A 25608-nucleotide genomic window follows, 5' to 3' on the forward strand; every position below is an offset into this window, starting at 1 on the left:
CTCCGCTCGCCCGAACACGACGCACACGAACCACTTCATCGCGGGCGACAACTTGAGGCAGACCCATTCCCTGTTCCGCAGGGCGAACACCTTCGGGATCAGCTCCCCGAAAATGATGGTCACGTCGGTCAGCGGCACGACGACCGTCGTGACCGCCAAAAGCTCCGAAGTCCCCAGCGACAGGTCGAACCAGGCCCTGTATTCCGGGGCCAGTCGCCATTCCGCCCCGGCGTCGCCAGCGAGTGGATCGTCAGCCATGCCGAGTTGACACGAATCCGGAACGAAGGTCTGTTACCCGATTCACGAGCGTTTCGGCCAATCATGTGATTGGCACACACAAGTCACCGCCGCGTCTTCGGCTGGCCCTCCCGCAGGTCGTCAGTCACACCTCCAGGACCGTCAGAGCGACAAGCAAAAATTCAATGGATGGCACAGCACTGTCGGTGAAGAACCCTTGAAATCGTGGGTTTCCACCCCATGAGCGGCTATGAAATAGGGCGCGGATTTCGAGACGAATCGGATCTCCTCCAACGATTCAAGACTACAATATCCTCTTTAGCCGAAGGCGGATGCCACTCGCCCCGTGAGTCCGACGTGAGGCACCGGTCACTGCCGCTGGAGCACAACGATGTCAGACAGCTCGTCCACTCGCAATAGTACCGTGAGCCTCCCCACCACGGCTCGCCCCGTCGAGGACGGCGACACGCTGGAACACCTGACGCCCGCCGAAGCCGAACACGAGGCCATCGACCGCGGCACCTTGCGGTCCCAGACCGGGAACGAACTCACCTTGCGAGACATTCTCGCTCGCCACGGCAAGGGGGAGCCAGGCGGGGAGGCGATTTCCAGTCTGCGGGTGCTGTTGGAGGGGGCCGCCCCGGACGAACGCAAGGCCCTCAAGAAACTGCTCTGGGCACCGACACACGCCGAGCTGGACGAGGACCACGACCCCGATCGCGAACTTTCCCGCCGATGGCGGGACGGCGGCTACCCGTACAAGAACCTGCTGTCTCGAAAAGCCTATGAGCGGCAGAAGTACTACCTCCAAGTGGAATTGCTCAAGCTGCAGGCGTGGGTCAAGGAAACGGGCCAGCGAGTGGTCATCCTGTTCGAGGGTCGCGACGCCGCCGGCAAAGGCGGCGCGATCAAGCGGCTCATGGAGCATCTCAACCCCCGCGGCGCGCGGGTGGTTGCGTTGGAGAAGCCGACGGAGAACGAACGAGGACAGTGGTACTTCCAACGGTACATCCAGAACCTGCCTACCCGCGGAGAGATCGTCCTCTTTGATCGAAGTTGGTACAATCGCGCCGGGGTCGAGCGGGTGATGGGCTTCTGCTCCGACGCTGAGTACAGCGAGTTTCTCCGCCAGGCTCCGGAGTTCGAGCGGCAACTGGTCCGGAGCGGGTTGCACCTTTTCAAGTTCTGGTTCTCGGTCAGCCGCGAGGAACAGCGGCGGCGATTCAAGGAGCGGCAGATCCACCCGCTCAAGCAGTGGAAACTTAGCCCCATCGACCTCGCCTCGCTCGATAAGTGGAAAGAGTATACGGAAGCGAAGGAGACCATGTTCCTGCACACCGACACGCCGGACGCCCCCTGGACGGTGATCAAGTCGGACTGCAAGAAGCGGGCGAGGCTGAACGCCATGCGATACGTGCTGCATCGGTTGCGGTACGACAAGCGGGACGCGAAACGGATCGGCCCGGTCGATCCGCTGCTGGTCGGCCGACCCGGCCTCTCGTCCGCGACTCACGACACACTCGCTCTGGGTGGCGCGAACGGCGACTGAACGGATCACCGCTCTCGCGCGAAGAGATCAACGGCACGTGGCAACGAGCCCCGACCTCGCATCCCACCCGAAAGTACCGCACATGAAACCGATCGAAGTTCTTTTGCTATCTCGAACCGACATTCTCGCCCTGGAGTTGACGCCACAACAGGTTGTCGAGGCTGTCGAGCAGGCGTTGACCGAGCACGCGGCAGGCACCTACGAAATGCATCCGAAGATCGGTGTGCATCCCACGGGTACGGACCCTGCGAACTTCATCCACGCGATGCCTGCCTATCTGAAACAACTGGGAGCCTGCGGATTGAAGTGGGTCGCCGGTTTCGCCAAGAACTACCAGCGCGACTTGCCCAACGTTACCGGCTTGCAGGTCTACAACGACACGGCGACCGGCGTCCCGCTGGCGGTGATGGAGTGCGGGTATCTGACCGGTCTGCGAACCGCGGCGGTCAGCGCCATCATCGCCCGCGAGTGCGCAAGACCGGGGGCCGCAACACTCGCACTCGCGGGATGCGGGTTTGAAGGAACGATGCACCTCCGGTTCATCCTCGACCAGATCCCCACAATTCGCGAAGTTCGACTCCGGGATATCCGCCCCGCCGCGATGCATGATTTGAAGGAGCGTGCCGGAAAGTATTTCACCGGCGAGATCAAGATCTGCGAGGACAATCGGAGTTGCTTCGACGGCGCCGACGTGATTTCGACCTGCACCAACGGCGATGAGCAGCTGGTCCGGCCCGAGTGGTTCCTGCCCGGAGCCTTTGCAGTCGGCATTGAAGGGGGATGCGCGTACACCGCGGAAGCCTTGCACAGTGCGGACAAGTTCATCGTCGATGACATACCGCTGGCTGAGTACTTCGACAAACTAGGCCGGACTCGCCTCACGGAAGACGGTCAGCCCGATCCGGAATTCCCGGGCGGTTTGCCCGAGATCTATGCGACGATCGGAGAGGTTGTCACCAAACGCAAGCCGGCGCGATCATCGGACACGGAACGTATCGTCGCGATTCCAATTGGGATGGCCATCTGCGATGTCGCCCTCGGGCATCTGACATACAGGAAAGCGATCGAAATCGGAGTGGGTCAAAAGTTCGGGCTGGCTTGAAACCTCGAAAGTCACAGAATCACGTCCCTGTTGAAATATTTAATCTAACGGCCGTGTTTCATCGCACTTGTTTGGTGCGACCTCGGGCGAACAGGGGGGCGGACCTGTGGCGTGGTGCCATAAGTCTCCGCAAGCGGCATTCAACGTGGGTGAGAGATCGTGATCGACACGTTATTCACGGCCGGCAACTTGTTAGCGATGGCGAGTTGGGGGCTCCTCATTTTCTTGCCCCGGTGGCGAGGAGTGGCCCAGGCCGTGTCGACAGTCGTAGCACCGGCCCTTCTCTCGGTGGCCTACTCGGCTCTGATCGGCGTGTGGTGGAGTCGCGGTCAAGGAGGGTTCGGCTCACTTGATGAAGTCCACTCTCTATTTCAGACCCGGGGGGCGCTCCTCGCGGGATGGCTTCACTACCTGGCGTTCGACCTCATGATTGGCGCTTGGATTGCCCGAAAATCACGGCATGAGGGAATTCCGCACTTAGTGGTAATCCCGATCTTGATCCTGACTTTTCTTTTCGGCCCGATGGGTTATTTGGCTTCGCTGATTGTTGGGGCCGCCGGGCGAATTGGGGCGACCCGACCTGGGCAGATAACGGAACACTGGCAATTCAAACGGACCTTGAGCAGTCTCGCCGGACGTGAGCCACGACTGATGGCGTCTGCCTTCATGTGCTTCGCGATGATCATCCCGATCGCTGTCGCTGCAATGATTGATGACCGCACCCTGGGAGAGGTAAACGTCTGGATCAAGCCCCTGAAGTTTTTGGTATCCACAGGCCTATTCTTGGCAACGCTCGGCTTCTTCATGCCGATGACCAATGAAGCTTTCCGCAGGTCGGCGTCGGGCCGCTTCGTGGTCTGGGGCTCGATCGCAACAACCCTCTTTGAGTTGGTTTACATCATCTGGCGGGCGTCACGAGGAGAGGCCTCGCATTTCAACACATCGACGCCCCTGGCTGGTACCCTGTATGGCCTGATGGGAATCGCCGCGATCACCCTCGCCGCGACCGGGCCTATCCTCGCTTGGGGTATCGCACGGAGCGATGCGAAGCATACCCACCCGACCTATCGGTTGGCAGTTGTGCTCGGCCTGATCTTAACGTTCGCCCTCGGGGCCACGAGCGGAGTTGTGATGTCGGTCGGCGCCGGACATTTCGTGGGGACGGCTCCTGCCGGCGGTTCGATCCTACCCCTAGTCGGCTGGTCACGGACAGTGGGAGATTTGAGGGTTCCCCACTTCATGGGACTTCACGCCCAGCAAGTTATGGCGATCGTAGGGTTTCTCGTCGCAGGGCTCTATCGTGGCAGGGCGGTGGTGATCGGCTTCGCCTGCTGGTATTCGATCATCGTTATCGGCCTGTTCCTCCAAGCTCTCGCGGGGCATCCCGTGCTGCCCGGTTGACGGAGAATCTCGATTATAAGCCGACCGATGGCAGGAACCATCCGATACTGGTTGCGAAGCATCCGTTGACACTCGCGTGGGAGTAACTTACGGAGACGCTCGAAGAGGGTTTCGGTTGCTTCCTCGAAATCGATCTCGAACCGCTGACGGAGAACCGGGTCCGGCAGTTGCTTCCCCTCGTCGTTGTCTCTGCACCGCTATTCTTGTTTCGAGATCCTTGATCGCAGCCCGGTGTTCAACAATTTGCTGGCGCAGATGGACTATCTGCCACTGGGGCGAATTCACCGGACGCGTACGCTCCTCGAACTTTAGTTCCTTGCCATCGAAGCGGCAGCGGGCGACCGTCGTGAAGTACGCCTTGGCGTCGCGGGGCTTGGCGTAGAGCGGCAGCAGGACGTCGCCGTTCTCCAGGTCCACCCGCTGCGTGCTGCCCGCCCCCGAGTTCCACCACTTCGGATCGTCGGGCATCTTGAGGATGTCCCACTTCGACCACGTCTTCTTCGCCGGGTCGTACGCCGACCAGACCGCTTCACGCGGGCGCACGGGGATGAGTTTGTCGTCCTTGTACCGCACCGTGTGCCCGGTGCCGAGAAGCGTCTTCGACGCCGCGTGCCACTTCGGGGTGAAGTCGCAGACGCCGACCACGACCCCGTTCGCCTCGGGCCGCCGTCCGAGGGTGTCGGCGTGCTCGACGACGGGCGTCCACGACTTGCCGAGGTTCTTCGACTCCTGCGACTGCACCGGCAGGAACAGGTCGCTCGCCTTGATGTCCCACTTCTGCATCGTCAGGACGACCGTCGGCGTCGCTCCCGGGATGGCCCCGGCCCGCGGGTGGAACCAGCACGTCTTGCCGTCGTACCCGTCGCTGACGACGTCGAGTTGGAGCTTGAAGCCGACCGGCTTCGCCGAGATGCCGCCCTTTCCCTTCGGAGCGGGATCGTCCTTCGGTTGAGCCGCCGCATTCACGACGCAGGCGAGAGAGAGGACCAGGATCGGTCGAACTGCCATTTCCAGCCCCCGGAGGAGGGTTCATCGCCCCAGCAGTGTACCCGAACCATCGGCACCACGGCCACCGTATCGGCACCGCGCCGATCGCATCCGACTGGTGAGCGGCGCGGCGTCACGGGGTGTCTACCTTGACCGGCTTCCCCTCCTTCAGCCACGCCTCGTTGAACGCCACGCAGCGGATGGCGCTGCCCCGCGGGCCGAGCAGGTAGAGGACGCCGTTCGGCCCCTGGGCCAGGGACAGGTAACCGCCCGGCCCCTCCACCTTGCGGACGTGCGGCCAAGTCTTCCCATCGTCGAGCGAGAGAGCCGCGAACAGCCCCCCGCCGACCAACTGCTTCTTGCTGTCGAAGCTGCACAACAGCAACCCGCCGCCCGCCAACGTCAGCGCCGCCGCCTTCGACCCGACCGAGATGCCCGGGAACGGCGTCGGCACCGGCTCCCACGGCCCGCCCCCGTCCTTCGACGCGAACGCCGGCATCGGGTCCGGGCCGCGAACGAACGCCAGGTACGCGCCGTCGCCGCGCTGGACCGCCGCCGGGTGGATCGCGTACTTCCCCGCGGCCTTGCGGATGTCGCCCGCCCCGACCGACCACGTCTTCCCGCCGTCCCCGCTCGTCATCACCCGCGTGTCGCGGTGGCCGAAGTCGCCGTCCACGGCCAGCACCAACTTCCCGTCGGCCGCGACGAACGCCGAGCACGGCTGGCTCATCCGCATGGGGTCTTCGCGAGGCAGGATCACACGCGGCTTCGACCACGTCGCCCCGCTGTCGTCGGACGTCCGCATGCAGTCGGCCGCGTCGTCCCACCCGTTGAGCGACTGGGTGAAGAAGTGGTACAGCCGCTTGCCGTCGGAGAGGAGGACCGGGGCGTGTGTGTTGCAGTCCGGGGTGCCGAAGAAGAACGACGGCTCGTCCCAGGTGTCGGAACCCGCCCGGAGTCGGCACGCCGCCTGGGCGCACTCGGGGCCGGACTCCGACACGCAGGTGTACCACGCCGCCAGCACGTCGCCGTTCGGGCACACGCTCACCGCCGAGAAGTGGTTCCACGCCCCGTAGATCGGCCCCCAGGCGTCGTTCGGCACGCGGAGGTTCTTCGTCAGGTCGGCGAAGTACGGCCTGGTCGGGTCGGGGCCGTCCTTCGGGGTCGGGGTCTGCTTCACGTTCTTCTGATTCAACGGCGGTGGGGCAACGGGATGCGGTCGCGTTGCGGGCATCTCACCCAGCACGACGCGGAACCCTGTGACGCGGTTGGCGTCGTCGGGCAGGTATCCCGAGCGGTTCGACGAGCGGCAGTACCGCACCGCCCCGAGTTTGTGTGACGCCGGGAGGTAGCTCCATCCGCGGGTGACCTTTGCCCAGCCGTCGGCCCGGCCCACGGGGTCGGTCTGCTCGCCGGGCTCGTAGGGGCCGTACCAGTCGAGGCACCACTCTGCGACGTTCCCGTGGGTGTCGTGGAGCCCCCAGGCGTTCGGCTTGTAGCTCCCCACGGCGACGGTGGAGAGCCGCTTCTTGTCGGCCCCGACGCCGAAGTTCGCCTGCTCCCAGGTCAGCGTGTCGCCGGTCTGGTATGCCGTGGTGGTGCCCGCCCGGCAGGCGTACTCCCATTCCGCTTCCGTCGGCAGGCGGTACGGCTTCCCCTCCTTCTTCGAGAGCCACGCGCAGAAATCGACCGCCTGTTGCCACGTCACCATCACGACCGGGTCGGCGTCGCCCTTGCCGGTGCCGTGCGAACCGCGGAGTTTCTTGTGCCCGGGGTCGAACTGCTCGTACCGGGCGTTCGTGACCTCGGTCGCCCCCATGAAGAACGCCTTCGAGATCTTCACCTTGTGGGCGGGCGCCTCGTCCCACTCGCGGGCGTCCCACTCCTCGCGGGTCCGCGGCGGGGCGTCGCCCGAACCCATGACGAACTCGCCGGCCTCGACCCGCACCAGCTTCATCCCGATGCTGTTGACGTGTTCGGCACCCGACGGCAGTTGGGCGGGGGCGAGCGAGATCACCGACAGCAGGGCGACGGCGGTTGCGGTGCGACACATGGCGGACTCCGGGGTGGGAGATCGGGGCAGCCTACCACCGCGCCGGAACGGCAACAACCGCCTGTTGCCTACCCCGAATGGCAATCCCGCGGGCAATTCTTCACCGCCGCTTGTCTTCTCGGTCGCGTCGGGAGAGAACGACACCGCCCCCGCCTCCCCCGCCACGGCACCGCCATGCCCCGCACCACGCTGGCCGTTCTCGCTCTCTCCGTCGCCGTCGTGCCCGCCGGTGCGGCACCACCGGACAACCTCGCCGAGCAACTTCGCGCCCTCGATCCCGGGGTCGTGGTGCGTGGTCCCGTGCGACAGCAACCGCTCGCGGGGATGCTCGCCCGGGAACACGCCGCCCGTTTGCGCGACGCCGTTGCCGCCGACCGCGCCGCGTGGGCCGAGGTCCGCGACCGGGCGGGCTGGGAGAAGTTCCGCGAGACTCGCCTCCACGCCCTGCGGGCGTCGCTCGGTACGTTCCCCGATCCGCCGAAGGAACTGAGGGTGCGGGTGACCGGAACCCACGACGGCGACGGCTACCGGGTCGAGAACCTCGTCGTCGAGACGCGGCCGGGGTTGCTCATGGCGGCGAACGTGTACCTCCCGGCGAAGCCGGCCGCGTCCATGCCCGGCGTGCTGATCGTGACCAGCCACCAGCAACCCAAACACACCGGGTGGCGGCAGGACATGGCGATGACGTGGGCACGCTCCGGGTGCGTCGTCGTCGTGCCGGACCATGTCGGCCACGGCGAGCGGAAGCAGCATCCGTTCCCCGAGTCGAGTCCGCACGACTACCACTTCCGGTTCGACGCCGCGATCCAGTTCTACCTGACGGGCGACAGCCTGATGGGCTGGATGGTGTGGGACCAGATGCGGGCCGTGGACGTGCTGCTGAAGCAACCGGGAGTCGATCCGAAGCGGGTGCTGGCGGTGTCCGAACCGGCGGGCGGCGGGGATGTGGCCGCGGTCACGGCCGCCCTCGACCCGCGGATCTCGGCCGTCGTGGTGAACAACTTCGGCGGCCCGCAGCCCGAGACGCCGTACCCGCTGCCGCCGGACGCCGAGACGTCGTTCGAGTATGCCGGGTTCGGGAACTGGGAAACGACGCGGAACCTGCGGCTGTCGGCCCGCGACGGGTTCCTGCCGTGGCTCATCGTCGCCTCGATCGCCCCGCGGCGGGTCGTGTACTACCACGAGTTCACTGGGACCGGGAGCGAGACCCGGTGTGGAAGCGCCTTCAGAAGGTGTGGGGCTTCTACGGGGCGGCCGACGACCTCGCCGGGATCGCCGGGCGCGGGTTCGTCGTCGGGGCGGAACCGCTGAACACGCACTGGATCGCCGAGAGCCGCGAGATCCTGTACCCGCAGTTCAAGAAGTGGTTCGACGTCCCCAATCCCGGCAAGGAGTACAGCAACCGCCGGCCCGTCGAGGACCTGCTGTGCGTCACGCCCGAAATCGCCAAGGAGCACCGGCCGGCGCACGAACTCGCCGCCCGCCTCGGGGCCGAGCGCACGGGCCGCGCACGGGAGTCCCTCGCTCCGATGAACGCCGACGAGCGCCGCAAGCGACTGCGCCGGGACTGGGGTACCATGCTCGGGGATGTCGCACCCGGGAAGTCGTCGCGGAACGGCGACCCGCTCCCCGCGGAGATGCTCGGCGACGTGCGTGTCGAGCGGCTTCACCTCACCACCGAACCCGGGATCGTGGTGCCGACGCTGCTGCTCGTCCCGCCGACGCCGAAGGGGAAACTGCCGCCGGTCGTGGTCGCCGTGTCACAGCACGGGAAGGCGGAGGTCCTGAAGCAGCGGACGACCGATGTCGCGAGCCTGCTGCGGGCCGGCGTCGCGGTCTGTCTGCCGGACGTTCGCGGCACCGGGGAGACGGCTCCGGGCAACGACCGCGACCGGAGGAGTTCGGCCACGGCGACCGCTGCCGGTGAACTGATGCTCGGCCGCACCGTTCTCGGCGGGCGGGTGCGTGACCTGCGATCCGTGCTGATATACCTCCGTACCCGGGCCGACGTGGACGCCCGCCGCGTCGCCCTGTGGGGCGATACGTTCGCCCCGGCGAACGCCGCCGATGCCGACTTGAAGGTGCCGTACACCGCCGAGAAGCGCCCGGCGCAGTCGGAACCGCTCGGCGGGTTGCTCGCCCTCCTCGGGGCGCTCTACGAGGACGACGTGCGTGCCGTGATCGCCCGGGGCGGACTGTCGGATTACCAGTCGGTTCTCGACACGCCGTTCACATACCTGCCGTTCGACGCGGTGGTGCCGGGCGTGCTGACGACGGGAGACCTGCCCGACCTCGCCGCCGCGATCGCTCCACGACCGCTGCGGCTGGAGGCGCTCGTGGACGGCACCAACCGTCGCGTTCCCGCCGACCGCCTGACTCGCACCTGCGCCCCCGCCGTCGCGGCCTACAAGGCCGCGGGCCAGCCCGCACGGTTGCTGATCGAGCCGACGGACGCCCCTCCGGTCGCCGACTGGCTGACGGCCGCCTTCCGTGACTGACCAGCCCCGGAGTGTTGCCATGCCCTGCCGAACCTGCCTTCTCCTCGCGGTCGTGGTCCCGTCGGTGCTCTCCGCGGCGGAGCCGGCGCGGAACCCGGACCTGCTCAAGCTCGAACCGGATCGGTGGGTCAAGATCCACGAGCCCAAGGCGGGAGAGGCGACGTTCCGCCGCCAGCCGCACGGCGGCAGTTGTTTCGACACGAAGCGAGGCCGTCTGGTGTTGTTCGGCAGCGACTCGCACGGCCGCGACTTCACGAACAGCCCGCTGTTCTTCTCGCCGGTCGAACTGAAGTGGTCGCGGGCCTACGACGACGACCTACGCGGCACCTACGACGTGACCGCGGACGGGTTGGCCGTCGCCGGCAAGAAGGGCGACCACCCGTGGGCGATGCACACGTTCGGGTCGGTGGTGTACGACGCCGCCCGCGACGAGATGATCGTCCCCATCTTCGACGACCACCTCGTCCCCGGCCGGTTCACGGACGTGTTCAAGGACCTCTGGCCGAAGGTGAAGCGGAAGCCGACCTGGGTGTACGGGCTGGAGAAGGGCGAGTGGGCGGCGCTCCCCGGCGACGGGGTGAGTTGCTTTCCGTACTGCGCCGCCTACGACCTGGACCGCAAGGTCGTGGTCGCGGTCCGGCCGGACGGCGTCCACGAACTCGGCGGCGAGCCGCGGGCCTGGAAGCGGGTCGTGAAGGCCGGGCACTTCGGGTGGCACACCAACTGCGCCTACGACGCGAGGCAGAAGGCCGTCGTCGTCTTCGGGTCGAACGAGAACCGGGACGACGTCGCGGCGTACGTCCCGAAGACCGGCGAGTACAAGCTCATGCCGACGCCGGGGCCGCGACCGCCGAAGGACGAGCACAACCCGATGGAGTTCCACCCCGACCTCGGCAAGACGGTGGTTCTGGTGGACCGCGTCGAGGGCGATACGAAGCAGACGGAGACGTGGCTGTACGACCTCGGGGCCGACGCCTGGACGCAGGTGAAGACGGCAACCCTGCCGTTCGCCTGCGGGATGAACTACAACCTGGAGTTCGACCCGGGGCACCGGGTCATGCTGCTGGTCACCGGCGGCGACGGCACCCCGACCCGCGTCTGGGCGCTGCGTCTTTCTGCGGGAAAGTAACCCCCTGACGACCCCGAACCCCGGAGCCACGACCCGTGACGCGATTCCTTTCGCTCGCCGCCTCGCTGCTCATCGTGGCGGGTGCGGTCGCGGCCGACCCCGAGGTCGCCGGCATCAAGGCGGTCCACCGCCACGGGCAGACGTTCGTCACCTGGACCGACGCGGCCGAGGGCGAGGCCGGGGCGAAGTTCCGGTACAGTCTGTACCGCTCCGACAAGCCTATCGCCGCCGACAGCCTCAAGGACGCGGAACTCTGTTACCACGGTGTACTGCACAACTCCGCACGCCTGTTCGGTACGGCGTTCAACGCCAAGGACCGCACCGACCCCAAGAAGCCGATGGCGGTCATCGTCGAGGGCGGTACGCCGCTGCCGATGTGGAGCGGGCTCGCGGTCCACACCGTCCGCAAGCCGGCGACGGCGTACTACGCCGTCGTCGCCACCGACGAGAAGTTCACGCCGCTGTCGAAGGTCGTCCCCGGCAGGAGCGCGACGACCGAGCCCGTCGAGGAGAAGGTCGCGCCCATCGAGCCGATCAAGTTGCACGACTCGAAGTCACGCGGGATCTACTCGCCGCAGACGTCGATCACCGGGCAGAAGGGGTTGCCGCTGCGGGTGGAACTGCACGCCAGTCAGGGTCAGGGCGGCCCCGCGGGCGACTACGGCGACTACTACCTGTACTTCGCCACCCCGGAGATGGGTTACCGCGACGGCCTGCCCGGCGTCTTCTCCGTCGAGGAGCGGCGAGACAAGCCGGGGAACTACCTGCTCCTCCGCGGTCGCGAGGCGATCGAGCACCCCGGTGGCACCCGGGCGATGGAGACGTACTGGTTCGGCTACCTGTGCGTCCCGCAGCACGCGACCCACCCCGAGCCGCGGGCGTACCCGTTCACCGAGCGCCGCCAGGAGTGGATCACCGACTGGGTGACGAAGGCCTACGCCGCCGACCCCGAGCGTGTGACGGCGTCCGGCGGGTCGATGGGGGCGTGGGGCTCGACCACCTACGCGCTGCGGCACCGGGAGCGGTTCGCGGCCGTGTACCCGAACCGCCCCCGCACCCGCCAGCGCGGCCTGCCGAGCCTCGTCGCCCAGCCCGCGAAGGGCGCGACCGCGTTCCTGGACGACGGGAAGACCGACTACTTCGCCCGCATGGACATGGTGAAGTTCGCCGCGGACCACCCGGCCGACCTGCCGTTCCTCGGGTGGTGCTGCGGTCGGCGGGACGGGTTCGCGTCGTGGCAGGAGCAGGTCGACATGGTGAAGGCGATGGCCGCCGCCCGGCACGGGTTCGCGTTCGCCTGGAACGACGGCGACCACAGTTCCGGGGCGCAACCGATGGCGAAGGTGCTGAAGTACTACCCGCCGGAACTCTTCGCCCGGAACAAGAGCTACCCGGCGTTCGCGAACAGCTCCATCGACCAGAAGCTCGGCACCGGCGACCCCAAGGACGGGGACCTTGAGGGCGGCATTAACCTCGGGTTCAAGTGGTCCGACGTCGTGGACGAGGACGCGAAGTGGTCCGTGCGGCTGTCGAATGAACTGGCGACGGGCGACATGACCGTGGACGTCACCCCACGGCGGTGCCAAAAGTTCAAGGCTCGCCCGAATGCCGAGGCGAAATGGGAATCCTCCACGGGCGACTCGGGCAAGGTGACCGCCGACGCCGCCGGGCTGGTGACCGTGCCGCGGGTGAAGCTCTCGCCCGGGAAGGACACCGTCCTGACCATCGGCCCGGGAGGACATGCGGGGCCGGTTGCCGTGCCGCATCTCCGGCGCGACCGGGTCGGCTACTTGTCCTTCTTCGGGGCGTACCCCTTCCACACCCACTCGATGGCGTGCGGCAGGAACTGCTGCTGGGCACCGCCGATGCCGTGCCCCTGTCCGAGGCAGAACAGGTACTGGTACTCGTAGCCCTTCTCCTTGAGCACCTTCGCCATCCGGTGGTTGGCCTCCACCCAGTCGTGCATCCCGTCCCGCATCACGTTCGGGTTGAGCGAGTCCCTGTCGCCGACGGAGAGGAAGATGCGGATCGGCTTCTTCGGCTCCTTCGGAATGAGCGTCTCGTGGAACCCCCACGCGCCGTCCGGGTACTTGGGGTCGAACGGCCACGCCTGGTTCACGAACGTGCCCGAGGTCGTCAGTACGCGGTGGTACAGGTCGTTGCGGAACCAGGCCATGATGAGCGCGCAGGACCCGCCGGAGCTGCTGCCCATCGCCGCCCGGCCGTCGGGGTCCTTCGTCAGCTTCACCTTGCAGTTCTTCTCCACCCGCGGCAGCACCTCGTCCTCGATGTACGTGGCGTAGTCGCCGTTCATGTTGTCGTACTCCTTGCCCCGCTCGTGCCCCTGGGCGTCGCCCCCGCCGTTCTGGATTGAAATGAGAACGATCGGCGGAATGCGTTTCTGGGCAATCAGGTTGTCGAGGATCGTCTTGTACCCGGCGGCCTGGCCGGGGCCGTCGTGAACCACCATGAACGGGGCCTCGGTGCCCTCCTTGTACCCCGGCGGAATGTAGACGCCGATCTTGCGCTTGTAGTCGATGGCGTGCGTCTCGACGATTACGGTTTTCGGATTGTTCGGATCGAGCTTTGGCGTCGTCTTGCCGCGGGAGGTGCCGGGGTTGAAGAGCTTCGTGTCCTTCGAGTCGATCTCGAACTGCTCTACCTTGCCCTCGGGCACGCCCTCGACCTTCTTGCGCTCCGGCGCGGGGACATACTTCGGCCCGATCACGAAGTTGTCGTACGCATCGAGCGGCGGGTTCTCGCCTTCCTTCAGCACCTTGAAGGGCGGGGCACCCTTGTCGTCGTACTTCCGGACCGGCGGTTGTGCGGACGAGATCGAGGAGGCGAAGAGGGTGAGCAGAACGGCCATCCGCAGCTTGAACATGAGGTGCCTCGTTTTCTCTCGGCCGGCGGGTTCGCCGGCGGGACTCGGGTGAGCGGCGTGGTGGGTGTTCTACCCGATCCCGGTCCGAGTTGCACCGGCTCGCCCGCCTACTAAGGAAGCGTCCACGAACTAGGCCGTGTTCTTCTCGGCATGCGTGTGCATCTGCCTGGAATTTCAGACGATTTCGTGGGGTCTGCAACAAGAACACGGCCTAGTTCTTGGACGCTTCCTAACCGGGAAAGACCGGGCCTCAAGCGAGCGTGGCGCGGCCGTCCGCGGAACCCGACGACGACCTGCTCGCACTCGACAAGGCACGTAGCCGGCTCACGGCTTCGTGGGTTGGAACACCTCGTCCAGCGCGGCCTTCAGGTTCAGGCGGCGGAACGTCAGGCCCGTTGCCGGGTCTTTCACCGACCGGCCGGTCCGCTGCAAGATGGCCATCATCGCCTCGGGCAGGTTCGGGCCGTCCTTCGTCCAGTCGTACTTCGCCTTTTCGATGCCCTCCCGCAGCAGCAGGACCGAACCGCACAGGATGGCGTTCGACGACGAGGTGGCGGCGGCCGGGACCACCAGATCGACCTTCGCGTGCCGGTCGAGGTAGACCTCGTCCTTGCCCGGCCGCACCGCCCCGACGGCGAAGCAGTTCGGCTGACATGCCGGCCAGGAGATGCCCTTGGTGAAGTTGTGGTTGCCCGCCGGGGCGCTGACCCAGATGCCGAGTTCGCGGAGCTTCTTCAGCTTCGCGTCGATGTCGGTCGGGACCGGGGCGCCGTGCTCCAGGTCATCGACCGGGGCGAGGTTGACCGCCGTGATCTTGTACTTCGCGTGGTTGTCGATGACCCACTGCAACCCGGCGGCCAGCGTCTTGGCGTCCTTCACGTTGCAGTGGCAGCACTCCAGCGCCCGGACCACGGCCACCTGGTTGTTGAACGCGACCCCATGTCGCCCCTTGAGGTTCAGCGACGACGGGATGCCGATGGTCGAGCCGTGGTAGCCCTTGCCCTCGTGCTTCGGGTCGTCGTCGCCGTCCACGCTGTCGTGGGAGACGAGCACCTTCGGGACGCCGTCCACGACCGCCGTCCATTCCGGCATCGACAGCTTGCACCCGTCGTCGAGCAGGGCGAGCGTCTGCCCCTTCCCGAACGTGAGTTTCCCGGCGTACGCGGCCCATGCGTCCGTCACCCCGGCGTGCTTGAACGAGACCGGTTCCACCGGCGTCGGCCCGGCCGGGACCGGCTGCCAGTGGCCGTGCATCGCGCACGAACCTTCGGAAACGCTCGTGACCGGGCGGACGTCCTTGCCCTCGGTCGTGGCGGCGTAGAGTTGCATCGTGCCGGTGCGGTCGGAGCCGAACAGAATCCAATTCCCGTCCGGCGAGGCGGCCGGGTGGTAGTGGCGCGTCCCCGGCTTCGACTTCGTCAACTGCGTCGCGGTGCCGTCCAACTCGACCCGCATCAGTTCGACGCTCTCGCCCACCTTCGCCGTGTAGAACACGCGGCGGCCGTCCGCGGACCACACGGGGACGTCGCTGCTCTCGCTGTGGAAGTCCGGGTGCGTGAGCCGCTCGACCACGCCGCGATACCCGCCCCGGTCGGCGAGCTTCCTCTGGCCGGTGCCGTCCTTCTTCACGACGTGGGGGTGGCAGTTGTAGTGCTCGCCCGAGACGAACAGCAACCACTCGCCGTCGGGGGACCACTGCGGCGCGAAGTTGAACGGGTTCCTCGTCTCGACCTTCCGCTTGTCGCCGCCGTCGGGGTTCGACAAGTACACCTGGTAGTTCTCGTGGTAGCTGATGCGCTTGCCGTCGGGCGAGGCCGAGTACCCGTAGGCGAACCCGCCGCCCTGACCCGACACGTCGCGCTTGTTCCTGCCGTCGGGGTCCATGACGTAGGGCTTCGACACGCCCTTGATGAGCGGGGTGAACCCGAACCCCTTCCCGCCGGGGAGGTAGAACAGGCCGGTGTTGTAGTCACTCACCCGATCGACAGCCGTCAGGTTGGCGACCTTGCCCGTCGCGAGGTCGAGCAGGCACGCGTCGGACAGCCACCCCTCGGTCATGCGGAACGTCTTGTTCCGGCGCTCCCACGCCGCGTTCTCCGGGCTCTCCCAGTGCGAGCCGATGATCGCCGTCTTCCCGTCCGGCGACCAGCCCGCGAACTGCGTCCAGGTGTGCTCCTTCCGCGTCAACTCTTCCGCGAGCACCCGCCGCCCCGTGCCGTCGGCCCGCACCACGCAGGCGCGGTTGGTCACCCAGTTCACGAACTGCCCGCCCGGCAGGTCGTTGCGGCCCTCCGTGTAGCCGATCAGGCGGGCCGGCGTCGCGTCGTCGGCGCGTGCGCCGGCCGGCACCAGAAGGAGTACCAGGGGCACAAGGTGCAGTTTCATCGTCGGGAGTCCCGGGTGGCGGAAGTGATCCCTTCGTCGGTCGCTCACGGTTTCGGCGGCTCCGCCGCGAGCGCCCGGATCTCGCCGGGGCTGAGGGTTCGGCCCCACACGCGGAGGTCGTCGAGTCGGCCGTTCAGCGGGCCGTTCGTTCCCGTGCCCAGACGCAGCGGCGCGGCGGAGTCGAGGTCGTAGCCGTCGGCCTCGAAAGGCGGCGTTTGGGCGACGAGGGCACCGTCCACGTACAGTCGCAGTCGGCTCGCGGACTTCACGGCGGCGACGTGGTGCCGGCCGGGGGGCAGCGGGTGACCCCAGGACGCCTGCCGGCCGGCCGAGAAGGCGAAGACCTTCCCCGACGGCAGCGTCGAGCAGAAGACTTGGCCGTCGTGCTCGGCCATCGTCCACGCCCGGCGGTAGGCGACGTCCGGGGTGTGGTCGAGCCGCGTCATCCGCTTCCAGCCGTCCTTCCCCTCGTAGGAGTACACCTCGGCGAGCGGCAGCGTCCCGGCGATCAGCCGGCCGTTGTGGGCCAGCATGCCCATGACCTCCAACTCCTCCCCGAGGCGGCCGACGTCGGTCCAGCGGTTGACGCCCTCGAAGCGGTAGACGCGACCGCTCCGCCAGGTGCCGACGTGCAGCGCCCCCTCGTGCCGGGCGAAGGAGTAGGTCTGAGTGTTCTCGCCGAGCCGCCCGCAGTCGGCCCACTTCTCGCCGTCGAACCGGTACACGTGCCCGCCGTCGTAACTGCCCGCGTAGACGTAGCCGTCGTGGACGGTGAGCGAGACCACCCGCTTCGGGACCGTCTTGCCGCCGGCGGGGTCGGGGCCGTCGGGGACGGGCAGGCGTGTCCAGCGCGTCTCGCCCTCGTACCGGAAGAACCCCGCCGGCTTGTACAGCGACGATGCATACAGCTTGCCGCGGAACACCACCAGCCCGCCGACCGCTTCGGTGTCCGGCAGTTGACCGCAGTCGATCCAGCGGGTGCCCCCGCCGTACCGGAACACCCGCCCACCCAAGGTCAGGTTCTCCGATTCCGGCAGGGCCGAGCCGGCGAGCCGGTACTTGCCCGTCCCGGCGTACAGCGCCCCGTCGTGGACCGCGAGCGTGGTAACCGTGTTCGACCCGTCGGGGGCACCGCAGGCGATCCAGTGCCCCGGCCCGGCGAAGCGGTACACCCTGCCCGTCTCGCTCTTCCCCGGCTCGCAGGTGCTCGCGTACAGCGACCCCTCGTGGACGACGAGGGCGAAGGCCAGCAGCGCGTTCCCCGGCCGGCCGCAATCGGTCCACTCCGACGCGCGGCCGTCGTCGATGCCGAACTGGAGGTGCCGCCAGTTCGCCTGGCTCGTCGTCACGCCCGGGTTGCTCTTGAGCGTGAGGTGGAACCCCCGCCGCGTCTTCAGGTCGTACATGGAGACCAGGTCGCCGGGTAGGCGGTCGGCGGCGTCGCACGTCACCCACACCGACAGTGAGAAGTCGCCCTTGCCGAGCCGCGGTGCCTGATCGGCCGGAACCTCACACGGCTTGTCCACCACCGGCCACCGGGCGACGGGGCCGGCCGCAGGGGCCTTCGGGGCGACGCCGGGCCGCAGGTGCCGGTCGAGGAAGGCGTACGCCGCCTGTCGCTCCGCCGCCGGGAAACTGTGCCCCGCGTCCGGGTGGCGCGCGACGAGGTTGTCCGCCGCCTTGAAGACCTCCCGGTACACCGGGATCGCGGCCTTGAAGCAGTCCCGCACGCCGGACACCTCGAAGTCGGGGGCGTCGTGCAGGGGCGCGTTCACGAACACCGGCCGGGGTGCCAGGGCCGCGAGCACCTCGGTGAAGTCGAACGGGATCTTGGCCGGGTCGTCGCCGTACGCGGTCTTGATCCGCGGCATGTAGTAGCGACTGCTCCAGGCCCGCACGTCGCCGCGGTTGTGCTTGGCGAACACGTTGAACCCGCAGCTCGACACCACCGCCTTGACGCGGGCGTCGAACGCCGCCAGGAACAGGGCGTTGTGCCCGCCGAGCGAGTGCCCGATGACACCGACCGCCTCGCCATCGACGAACGGGAGCGACCGGAGCAGGTCCACCCCGCGGCGGTGGTTCACGACGCCCTTCATCGTCGCACTCGCGTACCCCAGCTTGTACGGGTCGGTCGTGTATTCCGTCGTATGCAACAGCGGGTAGTCCATCACGAGGCACACGTACCCCCGCTCGGCCAGTTCGTGGGCGTACGCCATGCCCGCGTCGTCGGTCAGCCCGGCGGGCCGGTCCTTACCCGGGGCGGAACTGCCGGGCAGGCAGACCATCGCCGGCAGGCGGCCGTCGCCGGCCGCGCGATGCGGCACCAGCAGCCAGGCGGGAACGCGATCTCCGGGTTCTGCGACGAAGGTGACGTGCTCCCGCGTGTAGTGCCGCAGGCGCACCGTCTTGTCGGTCCGCGGGTCCAGCGGCACGTCCTTCGGTGCCGGCAGAGCGCCCATCACCAGTTCCATGTTCGCGCGGGTGTGGGCGGCCCGGCGTGCCCAGTCCGCGGCGTTCTTGACGGGCTGCGAGCGGCCCTGGACGTCCTGGTAGAAGAGGAGGTTCGCCCGGTCGGCGTACCACGGCGCGCCGCGTTCCTGTGCCGCCGACGGGGGGACGAATAGGAGCCACGCGGCGACGAGATGAGGGACGAGTTTCATGTTTCGGTCCCCGGATCCGGGCTCAACGAGTGCCTCGCTCACAACGCCGATCATTCCTTCTTGGCCGCGGATGCTTTCTCGGTGAGCTTGGCCAGGAAGATGTCGTTGCTGCCGCGGTGCGGGATTGCGTGCGGCCCGAACATTGCGGGTCCGCTGCACGCGCCCGACAGGTACAGCCCGCCCTTGCCGTCCGACACGATCGTGTAGGCGTGGTCGGTGCGGTCGCTGCCGGCCCGCACGAACCACCGCTGCCTGCCGTCGCGGTCGTACTTCGCGACCAGGATGTCCGACGCCGCGCCGGCGCTCGCCTGGGCCGTGCCGTCGAACTCGACCCGGCCCGTGAACGACCCGGTGAGGAAGCTGTTCCCCTTCCCGTCGGTCGCGACGCCGAGGCCGTAGTCGATGCCCGCACCGCCGGCCGTCCTCGTCCACAGCCGCTTCCCGGACGGGTCGAAACTCGTCAGGAGCAGGTCGTGCTGCCCCTGGTTCGTCACGCCGCGGTCCCCGAGCTTCAACTCGTTCTTGAACATGCCCGAGGCCCACACGTTGCCGTCGGCGTCGGCGGTGAGTTCGTGGACCATCGCCGACGAACTGCCGTGCCCCGCGTGGAGCCAGCCGAGCTTGCCCTTCGCGTCGAACTTCGCGACGAGAACGTCCTGCCCCGCCGCGTTGGCGATCTTCTGCCCGCCGAACGTGCTCGCGCCGCCCGCGTAGCCGCCGACGTAGCAGTTGCCCTTCCGGTCGGCGGCGACCCTGTGCCCGGAACTCGAACCCGTGCCGTCGGCCGCGTGCGCCCACAGCAACTTGCCGTCGCCGTCGAGCGCCAGGCAGAAGACGTGGGCCGGGCCGGGGTGACCGAGCTTTTCGCCAGCGAACCGCCCCTCGCCGACGACGGCCCCCGTGACGAACACGTTCCCGTGCCCGTCCGCGGCAATCCCGTGCCCGTAGTCGTACCCCGGGCCGCCGCCGGAGTGGGCCCAGACGAGCCTGCCCCGCGGGTCATACTTGGCGACGAACAGGTCGTAGCCGCCGCCGCTCTTGACGATCGTCGCGTCGAACTTCGCCTCGGGACTCTCGAAGTGTCCGGTCACGTAGCAATTGCCGGCGGGGTCCGTGGCGACCGCATACCCGCGGTCGATCTTCTCCCCGCCGCCGGTGCGGACCCAGAGGAACTTGCCCCGCGGATCGACTTTCGCCACGAAGCAGTCCATCGAGCCGGCGCTCGTCACCGTGTGCTCGCCGAAGGTCGCCGTGCCGGTGAACTCGCCGGTGAGCAGGACGTTCCCGTCCGCGTCGAGGGCGATGCCGCGCGTCTTGTCGTGCAGCGTCCCGCCTGCCGAGACGGCCCACTCGAACGTCGGCGCGGCTTCCGGCTCGGCCGCCCCGACCGGTTGGGATGCCAGCAGGCACGCGGCAATGCACGCCGAGAATCGGGTTCCATTCATGGGCCAGTCTCGTGAGGGGTGGGTTCTGCTCGCCGCGTACCCGCGTGACGTAGTCCACGGGTCGGCTCCCGGCTCGCCTCGGAAAACTCACTTCCCCAATGCCTTCTTGACCTCGGCCGACACCCGTTCGGCGAGCGCCTTCGACCCGTCGGCGGTGAAGTGGACGTTCTTCGGCAGTTGCCCCTCTCCCTTCCGGCCGCGGACGAACTCGCCCAGGTCGTTCACCGCCACGCCGTGCTTCTTCATCACCTCCAGCGCCGCCGCGTTGTACTCCTTGTCACTGTCGGCCTTCCGCTGCGGCTCGCCCGCGGGGACCGGGGTGGTCGTCGCGAAGATCAACTTCGCGCCGGTCTTCTTCATCCGCGACACGAGGGCGTCGAGGTTCTTCTTGTAGTCCTCGATCGGCACCTGGAGTTTGCCCTTCTCGGGGCTGGTGTTCATGCCCTTCTCGTCCACGAACTTCAGGTCGTGCAGGCCGAAGTTGAAGTGGATCACGTCCCACTTGCCGTCCCCGAGCCACTTCTCGATCTGCTCGACGCCGCGCGTACTCGGCCCGCAGTTGGTCGACGGGCGGTGGACGTTCGCCACGCCCTTGAGTTGCTCCCGCACGGGCAGGGTGTAGCCCATCGAGATGGAGTCGCCGATGAGCAGCACGCGCGGCAACCCCGGCACGTCCTCGACCGCGGCGAGGACCGCGTTCGGCTCTTTCTTCGCCGGCTGCTTCGGCGGGTCTTTCTCGGGCTCTTGCGCCGCGGCGAGTGTCGCGGCGACGGCGAGGAGTGCGGCGAGTGGGAGGATGCGTGTGTGCATGGCGGCTCCGAGTGAGAATCGGGGCGATTGTACCACCCGAGATGGCGGCCGCAAAAAGCGGAACGGCGGAGTTTGCCGCGAAGCCCCCGCCGCCCGCACCGGCTACCGAGGCGTCACTTAAACTTCTTGAGCATCGACTCGGCTGCGTCGACGGGCTCGTCGGCGAACGAACAGGCTGGCATCGTGGGGTGTCTCCAGTGGGGAACAGGCGTGTTTCGCACTGGACGACGGGTCACTTCGGAGCGACACCGGCGCGGGCCTTGACGAACTTCACCAGCATGGGGAACGCCGGCTCCGTCATGCCGGACAGCGCCCCGAGGTGGGGGCCGTTTGAATCGAGTTCGACGCCCGCGTCCGTCTGGAATTCGTTCGCAGTCTCCGGCCGCGGGTGGTAGAGAATGCACACCACCCGAGGACCTCCGCATGCGTCACGTCTTACGCCCGGGGCTCGCCCTCCTCGCCACCGGGCTGCTCCTCGCGACGGGGCGGGCCGACGAGGCCGCCGTCCGCAAGGCGGTCACCTTTTACGCGTCGTTCGACGAGGCCGTGAAGGGCGACTTCGGCGGGGGCGATCTCGACGCGGGGACGCGATACCCACACCCGACCGAGAAGGGGCGGTTCGTCTTCGAGAAGGGGGCCGACGCGACCGTGCTCAAGATCGCGAAGGGAAAGGGGGTGGCCGGCGGGGCGTTCGAGGCGACCGACGTGGTGCCGAAGAACGGCTGGGTGTACTTCCCGGTGAAGGGCAACCTGGCGTACAAGAAGGACGGCTGGTCCGGGTCCGTGTCGGTCTGGTGCAACACCGACCCCGACCGGCTCATCAAGGCGAAGTTCTGCGACCCGGTGCAGATCACCCAGAGGGGCTACGACAACGGCGCGCTGTGGTTCGACTTCAACGACGCGAAGCCGCGGGCCCTCCGGTTCGGCGCGTTCACGGCCCGCCCCGCCGGGCAGAAGGCGGTCGCCGAGTCCGATCCGAAGGCACCGCTGGTCCGCCTGCCGGAGGTGGGCTGGAAGGCGGGCGAGTGGCACCACGTGGTGCTCACGTTCCGGAACCTCGACACGGGCAAGCCGGACGCCGCGACCGCGCTGTACATCGACGGCAAGCGGGTCGGCGAGGTGAAGGACCAGGCAATCGCGATGGGCTGGGACGTCGAGAAGGCCGGGGTGTACCTCTCCCTCGGGTACGTCGGCCTCCTGGACGAGTTCGCGCTCTTCGACCGGGCCCTGACGGCCGAGGACGTGGCGCTGCTGCACAAGAAGCCCGACCTGCTGGCCCCACTCAAGCGGAAATGACGGCCCGCTCGCGGAGCCGACCGCGGACGTGGGACCGGGGTCCTCGGACCTCGGCAGCGAAGTCCCGATCACGACCTTCGGCGTGGTGGCTCCCGACACCCTGCTGACCCACTTCGGTGCCCGGACCCCGTCACCCCAGAACACTGCGGTCCGACCAATGAAGCTCGTCATCCACCCACCGGTCGAATCTCGAACTACTTCCAGAGGACGAGGGCCACTTCCTGCATGACATCCGGCACGTCGGTACGCAACGGAACCAGCCGCCGCAGGAACGCCCGGATCGCGGGTTCGTGTGCCGAGTAGTGCCTCAAGAACTGCTCGTGCCGTGACGCCGGCTCCTCGTTCATCAGTCACTCCCACTCATACACTCCGCACGCCGATGCGTTTTTACGCCTCCTGTTGGCCGGGATTGAAAGAACGCCCGGCTCGTGCCGGGCGTTCAGCGGCGGATGCGGTTCACGTCAGTCGTTCGCCTTACCCTTGCCCTTGCCCATCCCGGTGATCTTGACCTCGGTCAGCACGCCGTCCTTCGCCTCGAACGTCAGCTTCTCGCCGACTTTCAGCGCCTTCTCGAAGTCGGCGTAGATGCCCTCCTTGGCCTGCCCCTTGCCGCCCTTCGCCTTCCCGCCGGCGACGGTCACTTTCACCATGTCGGTGAACTTGTACTCGTTGTCCTTGTCACCTTCCTTGATCGTGACAGTCTTCTTATCCAGATCGACCTTGCTGATCGTCCCCTCGGCCGCGACCACCAGTCCGGCTGTGAGGAACATCACGCCCATCGGCCCGAGCCATTTTCTCATCGAATCGACCTCCCAAGCGGTTGCTGAAGCGGGTAGTAGTTCGCCTCCCGCAGATGCACTCCGCCAGTTTCACCGCATTCACGGCCGGTCGAGCTTATACTTCTTCCGTGTGCCGTGACCGTAGCGCGCGTCGGTCCGACACGCCGGAGTTGGATCGTGTTAGCTTTATCCTTTGCCCCTTCGATTTTTACCGAGGTGCCTGCGCTTGCGGCCCGTGCATCCCTTGCCACCCGCCGCACTCGCACGCTGTCAGCGGGTTGTGGGCAGCAAGGCGGTCGGGGCGGAGGGTCGCACGGGCCGCTGGAGTTGCTGTGGCAAGGCACACAGCCGTTACGACCGGTTCTCGTCCCAGAAGTTGAAGAAGGGTGAGAGATCTGCCACGGGCAGTCCGAGTTCACTGCCGAGGCCCACTGTGAGAGCGCATGGGGGCTTGACGAGGCGCTCACCTGCCGGCGTTCCCGTCGGTGTCGTTCAGGCGTGTGAACCAGCCGAGTACGTCGGGTTTTCTGGCCACGCTTGCGCGCAAGTACTTGTTTAGCGCCCCCGCTGGCACGCAGGGGGAGCTGATCGCGGCCCGATTTCCTACCCTGCCGTCATGGACGAGCCCGCGTGTCCCGGCTGCCGGGAACTCCTCCAACGCGTCGCCGCTCTCGAAGCCCGGGTCGCCGAACTGACCCGGATGCTCGAGGACGCCCGCCGCGCGGGCAAGCGGCAGGCCGCCCCGTTCCGCAAAGGTCCGCCCAAGCCCGACCCGAAGACCCCCGGCCGCAAGTCGGGCGCCGCCCACGGTACCCACGGCCACCGGCCCCCGCCGCCGCCCGACCAGATCGCCGAGTGCCACGACGCCCACCTCCCCGACGCCTGCCCGCACTGCCCGGGCCGCATCGTCGAGACCGGCACCGCCGACCAGTTCCAGACCGACATCCCACGCCGCCCGCTCGTGCGGAAGTTCCGCATCCACGTCGGTCACTGCGACACGTGCGGCAAGCGGACCCAGGGCCGGCACCCGCTCCAGACGTCCGACGCCCTCGGCGCGGCCGCCAGCCAGGTCGGCCCCGACGCCCAGGCCGCGGCCGCGACCTTGCACACCCAGATGGGGCTGTCGCACGGCAAGGTGGCCGCCGTCTTCGACGCCCTGTTCGGCATCACGCTCACCCGCGGGGCCAGCGCCCAGATCAACCTCCGGGCGGCGACGCGACTCGAACCGGACTACCACCTCATCCTCGGTGAGGTGCGGACGTCCGAGCAGATCGCGGCCGACGAGACGGGGTGGCGGATCGGGGGGCACCCCGCCTGGCTCCACGCCTGGGTCGGTGACCGGGCCACCGCGTACGCCATCGACTCCCAACGCAGTGCGGCCGTCCTGGAGCGGGTCATCGGCGTGGACTGGTCGGGCATCCTGAGCCACGACGGTTTCGCCTCGTACGACCGGTTCGAGGGTGCGATCCATCAGCAGTGCGTGGCCCACGTGCTGCGGCGCGCCCGCGACCTGCTGGCGACGGCCACCCGGGGAGCCGTGCGGTTCCCGCGGCAGGTGATCGCGTTGTTCACGGAGGCGATCCACTGGCGGAACGGGTACGCGCCCGGGGCGTGGACGTCGGACCAGTTGGAGGAGCACCGGGAGGGGTTCGACGACCGGTTGCGGCGGCTGGTGCTCCGGCCGCGTGCGGTCCCGGCGCACGCCACGCTGGCGCGGCACCTGTGGCGTCACTTCGAGCAGTGGTTCGGGTTCGTGTTCGACCCGCGGGTCGAGCCGACGAACTGGGCGGCCGAGCAGGCGATCCGGCCGGCGGTGGTGAACCGGAAGGTGTGGGGCGGGAACCGAACGGCGGCTGGCGCGTGGGCGCAGGGGGTGCTGATGTCAGTGCTGGAGACGTGCCGGCGACGGGGTCATGCGGTCGTGGACTACATCAGCCAGACGCTCCGCGCGGCCGGCAACGGGCTGGTCCCGCGACCGGTGCTACTGCCGACGGGCTAATCAAGTACGCGCGCAAGATGTAGCAGTATGTAGTTAATCCCCCGAATGCCAACCCGAATCCTGGATCATGCAATTCCCGGTTGAGCTGAACTCGACATGGAAATCGAAAGGAAATCGAGGGGTCATGCGCGAACGGTACATTTGGCTAATCCCTATCGTCGGCGAGGATGACAAGAAGTGTTGTTCCGTCCCCTTTGCAGACGCAAACGGGACGGTACAGCACGCCTCGATGAAGCCAAGACTTTCGAGCTACGGCACCAAAGGTTGAAGGTTCAAATCCTTCTGGGTGTACTAGAAAACAAGGGGTTTCAGGAGTCAAGTAACGCGAGGTGCACCAAACTCTGCACCAAACCCCCAGAATCGTCCCAGAACTCTGCCCCGGTTTCGCCGGGGC

The 25608-nt window shown here is 67.5% G+C and carries 18 protein-coding genes and 1 pseudogene; 8 read left to right on the forward strand and 11 right to left on the reverse strand.

Annotation, left to right across the window (positions count from 1 at the left end):
* Positions 1–27 precede the first annotated feature (27 nt).
* Positions 28–258, reverse strand: a pseudogene (locus ETAA1_RS33790) (CNNM domain-containing protein); the annotation flags it as partial.
* A 370-nt stretch (positions 259–628) separates the two neighbouring features.
* Between ETAA1_RS33790 and ppk2 the strand changes: the two are divergent.
* From ppk2 to ETAA1_RS08615, 3 genes are all read left to right on the forward strand, one after another.
* Positions 629–1786, forward strand: coding sequence for a polyphosphate kinase 2 (ppk2, locus tag ETAA1_RS08605; protein WP_145236367.1), 1158 nt, complete (start codon positions 629–631; stop codon positions 1784–1786).
* Between the two features lie 82 nt (positions 1787–1868).
* Positions 1869–2888 carry an ornithine cyclodeaminase family protein gene (locus ETAA1_RS08610; protein WP_145236370.1) on the forward strand — a complete coding sequence of 340 codons (1020 nt, stop codon included), beginning with the start codon at positions 1869–1871 and terminating at the stop codon, positions 2886–2888.
* 159 nt (positions 2889–3047) lie between these two features.
* Positions 3048–4289 (forward strand): ABA4-like family protein, encoded by a 1242-nt coding sequence (locus tag ETAA1_RS08615; protein WP_145236373.1) that lies wholly within the window; start codon positions 3048–3050, stop codon positions 4287–4289.
* An 87-nt stretch (positions 4290–4376) separates the two neighbouring features.
* Here ETAA1_RS08615 and ETAA1_RS08620 read toward each other — a convergent pair whose 3' ends face one another.
* Both ETAA1_RS08620 and ETAA1_RS08625 read right to left on the reverse strand, forming a co-directional pair.
* Positions 4377–5297 carry a sialidase family protein gene (locus ETAA1_RS08620; protein ID WP_145236376.1) on the reverse strand — a complete coding sequence of 307 codons (921 nt, stop codon included), beginning with the start codon at positions 5295–5297 and terminating at the stop codon, positions 4377–4379.
* A gap of 112 nt (positions 5298–5409) precedes the next feature.
* Entirely contained in the window at positions 5410–7329 is a 1920-nt protein-coding gene (locus ETAA1_RS08625) for an SUMF1/EgtB/PvdO family nonheme iron enzyme (RefSeq protein WP_145236379.1), read from the reverse strand.
* Between the two features lie 174 nt (positions 7330–7503).
* On the opposite strand from ETAA1_RS08625, the gene ETAA1_RS08630 reads away from it, so the two are divergent.
* Genes ETAA1_RS08630 through ETAA1_RS08640 form a run of 3 tightly spaced genes read left to right on the forward strand, consistent with a single transcriptional unit; the run spans position 7504 to position 10956 of the window.
* Positions 7504–8640: an alpha/beta hydrolase family protein gene (locus ETAA1_RS08630; protein ID WP_145236382.1), complete on the forward strand. Its 1137-nt coding sequence runs from the start codon at positions 7504–7506 to the stop codon at positions 8638–8640.
* Entirely contained in the window at positions 8541–9827 is a 1287-nt protein-coding gene (locus tag ETAA1_RS08635) for an alpha/beta hydrolase family protein (protein WP_145236385.1), read from the forward strand. Before ETAA1_RS08630 ends, ETAA1_RS08635 begins: the two co-directional genes overlap by 100 nt.
* Before the next feature lie 19 nt (positions 9828–9846).
* Positions 9847–10956, forward strand: a complete 1110-nt coding sequence (locus tag ETAA1_RS08640) for a hypothetical protein (protein ID WP_145236387.1) — start codon at positions 9847–9849, stop codon at positions 10954–10956.
* A 1786-nt stretch (positions 10957–12742) separates the two neighbouring features.
* On the opposite strand, the gene ETAA1_RS08645 is transcribed toward ETAA1_RS08640, so the two are convergent.
* The 6 genes from ETAA1_RS08645 to ETAA1_RS31710 form a co-directional block, all read right to left on the reverse strand.
* Positions 12743–13840 carry an alpha/beta hydrolase gene (locus ETAA1_RS08645; RefSeq protein ID WP_145236390.1) on the reverse strand — a complete coding sequence of 366 codons (1098 nt, stop codon included), beginning with the start codon at positions 13838–13840 and terminating at the stop codon, positions 12743–12745.
* A 324-nt stretch (positions 13841–14164) separates the two neighbouring features.
* Entirely contained in the window at positions 14165–16225 is a 2061-nt protein-coding gene (locus ETAA1_RS08650) for a S8 family serine peptidase (protein WP_145236393.1), read from the reverse strand.
* A gap of 44 nt (positions 16226–16269) precedes the next feature.
* Positions 16270–18885, reverse strand: coding sequence for a LamG-like jellyroll fold domain-containing protein (locus ETAA1_RS08655; protein ID WP_202920769.1), 2616 nt, complete (start codon positions 18883–18885; stop codon positions 16270–16272).
* Positions 18886–18935: 50 nt separating this feature from the next.
* Positions 18936–20330 (reverse strand): SBBP repeat-containing protein, encoded by a 1395-nt coding sequence (locus ETAA1_RS08660; protein WP_145236399.1) that lies wholly within the window; start codon positions 20328–20330, stop codon positions 18936–18938.
* 87 nt (positions 20331–20417) lie between these two features.
* Positions 20418–21140, reverse strand: coding sequence for an SGNH/GDSL hydrolase family protein (locus ETAA1_RS08665; RefSeq protein ID WP_145236402.1), 723 nt, complete (start codon positions 21138–21140; stop codon positions 20418–20420).
* Between the two features lie 232 nt (positions 21141–21372).
* Positions 21373–21549 (reverse strand): hypothetical protein, encoded by a 177-nt coding sequence (locus ETAA1_RS31710; RefSeq protein ID WP_202920770.1) that lies wholly within the window; start codon positions 21547–21549, stop codon positions 21373–21375.
* Positions 21550–21563: 14 nt separating this feature from the next.
* Here ETAA1_RS31710 and ETAA1_RS08670 point away from each other — a divergent pair, with 14 nt between their 5' ends.
* Positions 21564–22436 carry a LamG-like jellyroll fold domain-containing protein gene (locus ETAA1_RS08670; protein ID WP_145236404.1) on the forward strand — a complete coding sequence of 291 codons (873 nt, stop codon included), beginning with the start codon at positions 21564–21566 and terminating at the stop codon, positions 22434–22436.
* 194 nt (positions 22437–22630) lie between these two features.
* On the opposite strand, the gene ETAA1_RS08675 is transcribed toward ETAA1_RS08670, so the two are convergent.
* Together ETAA1_RS08675 and ETAA1_RS08680 are read right to left on the reverse strand one after the other, a co-directional pair.
* The gene (locus ETAA1_RS08675) at positions 22631–22783 is read right to left on the reverse strand and encodes a hypothetical protein (RefSeq protein ID WP_145236406.1); all 153 of its coding nucleotides are present in this window, start codon (positions 22781–22783) and stop codon (positions 22631–22633) included.
* 114 nt (positions 22784–22897) lie between these two features.
* Positions 22898–23236 (reverse strand): hypothetical protein, encoded by a 339-nt coding sequence (locus ETAA1_RS08680; RefSeq protein ID WP_145236409.1) that lies wholly within the window; start codon positions 23234–23236, stop codon positions 22898–22900.
* A gap of 595 nt (positions 23237–23831) precedes the next feature.
* On the opposite strand from ETAA1_RS08680, the gene tnpC reads away from it, so the two are divergent.
* Positions 23832–25214 (forward strand): IS66 family transposase, encoded by a 1383-nt coding sequence (gene tnpC / locus ETAA1_RS08685; RefSeq protein ID WP_145236412.1) that lies wholly within the window; start codon positions 23832–23834, stop codon positions 25212–25214.
* Positions 25215–25608: the final 394 nt, after the last annotated feature.

This window comes from Urbifossiella limnaea, from assembly GCF_007747215.1.
Taxonomy (GTDB): Bacteria; Planctomycetota; Planctomycetia; order Gemmatales; family Gemmataceae; genus Urbifossiella; species Urbifossiella limnaea.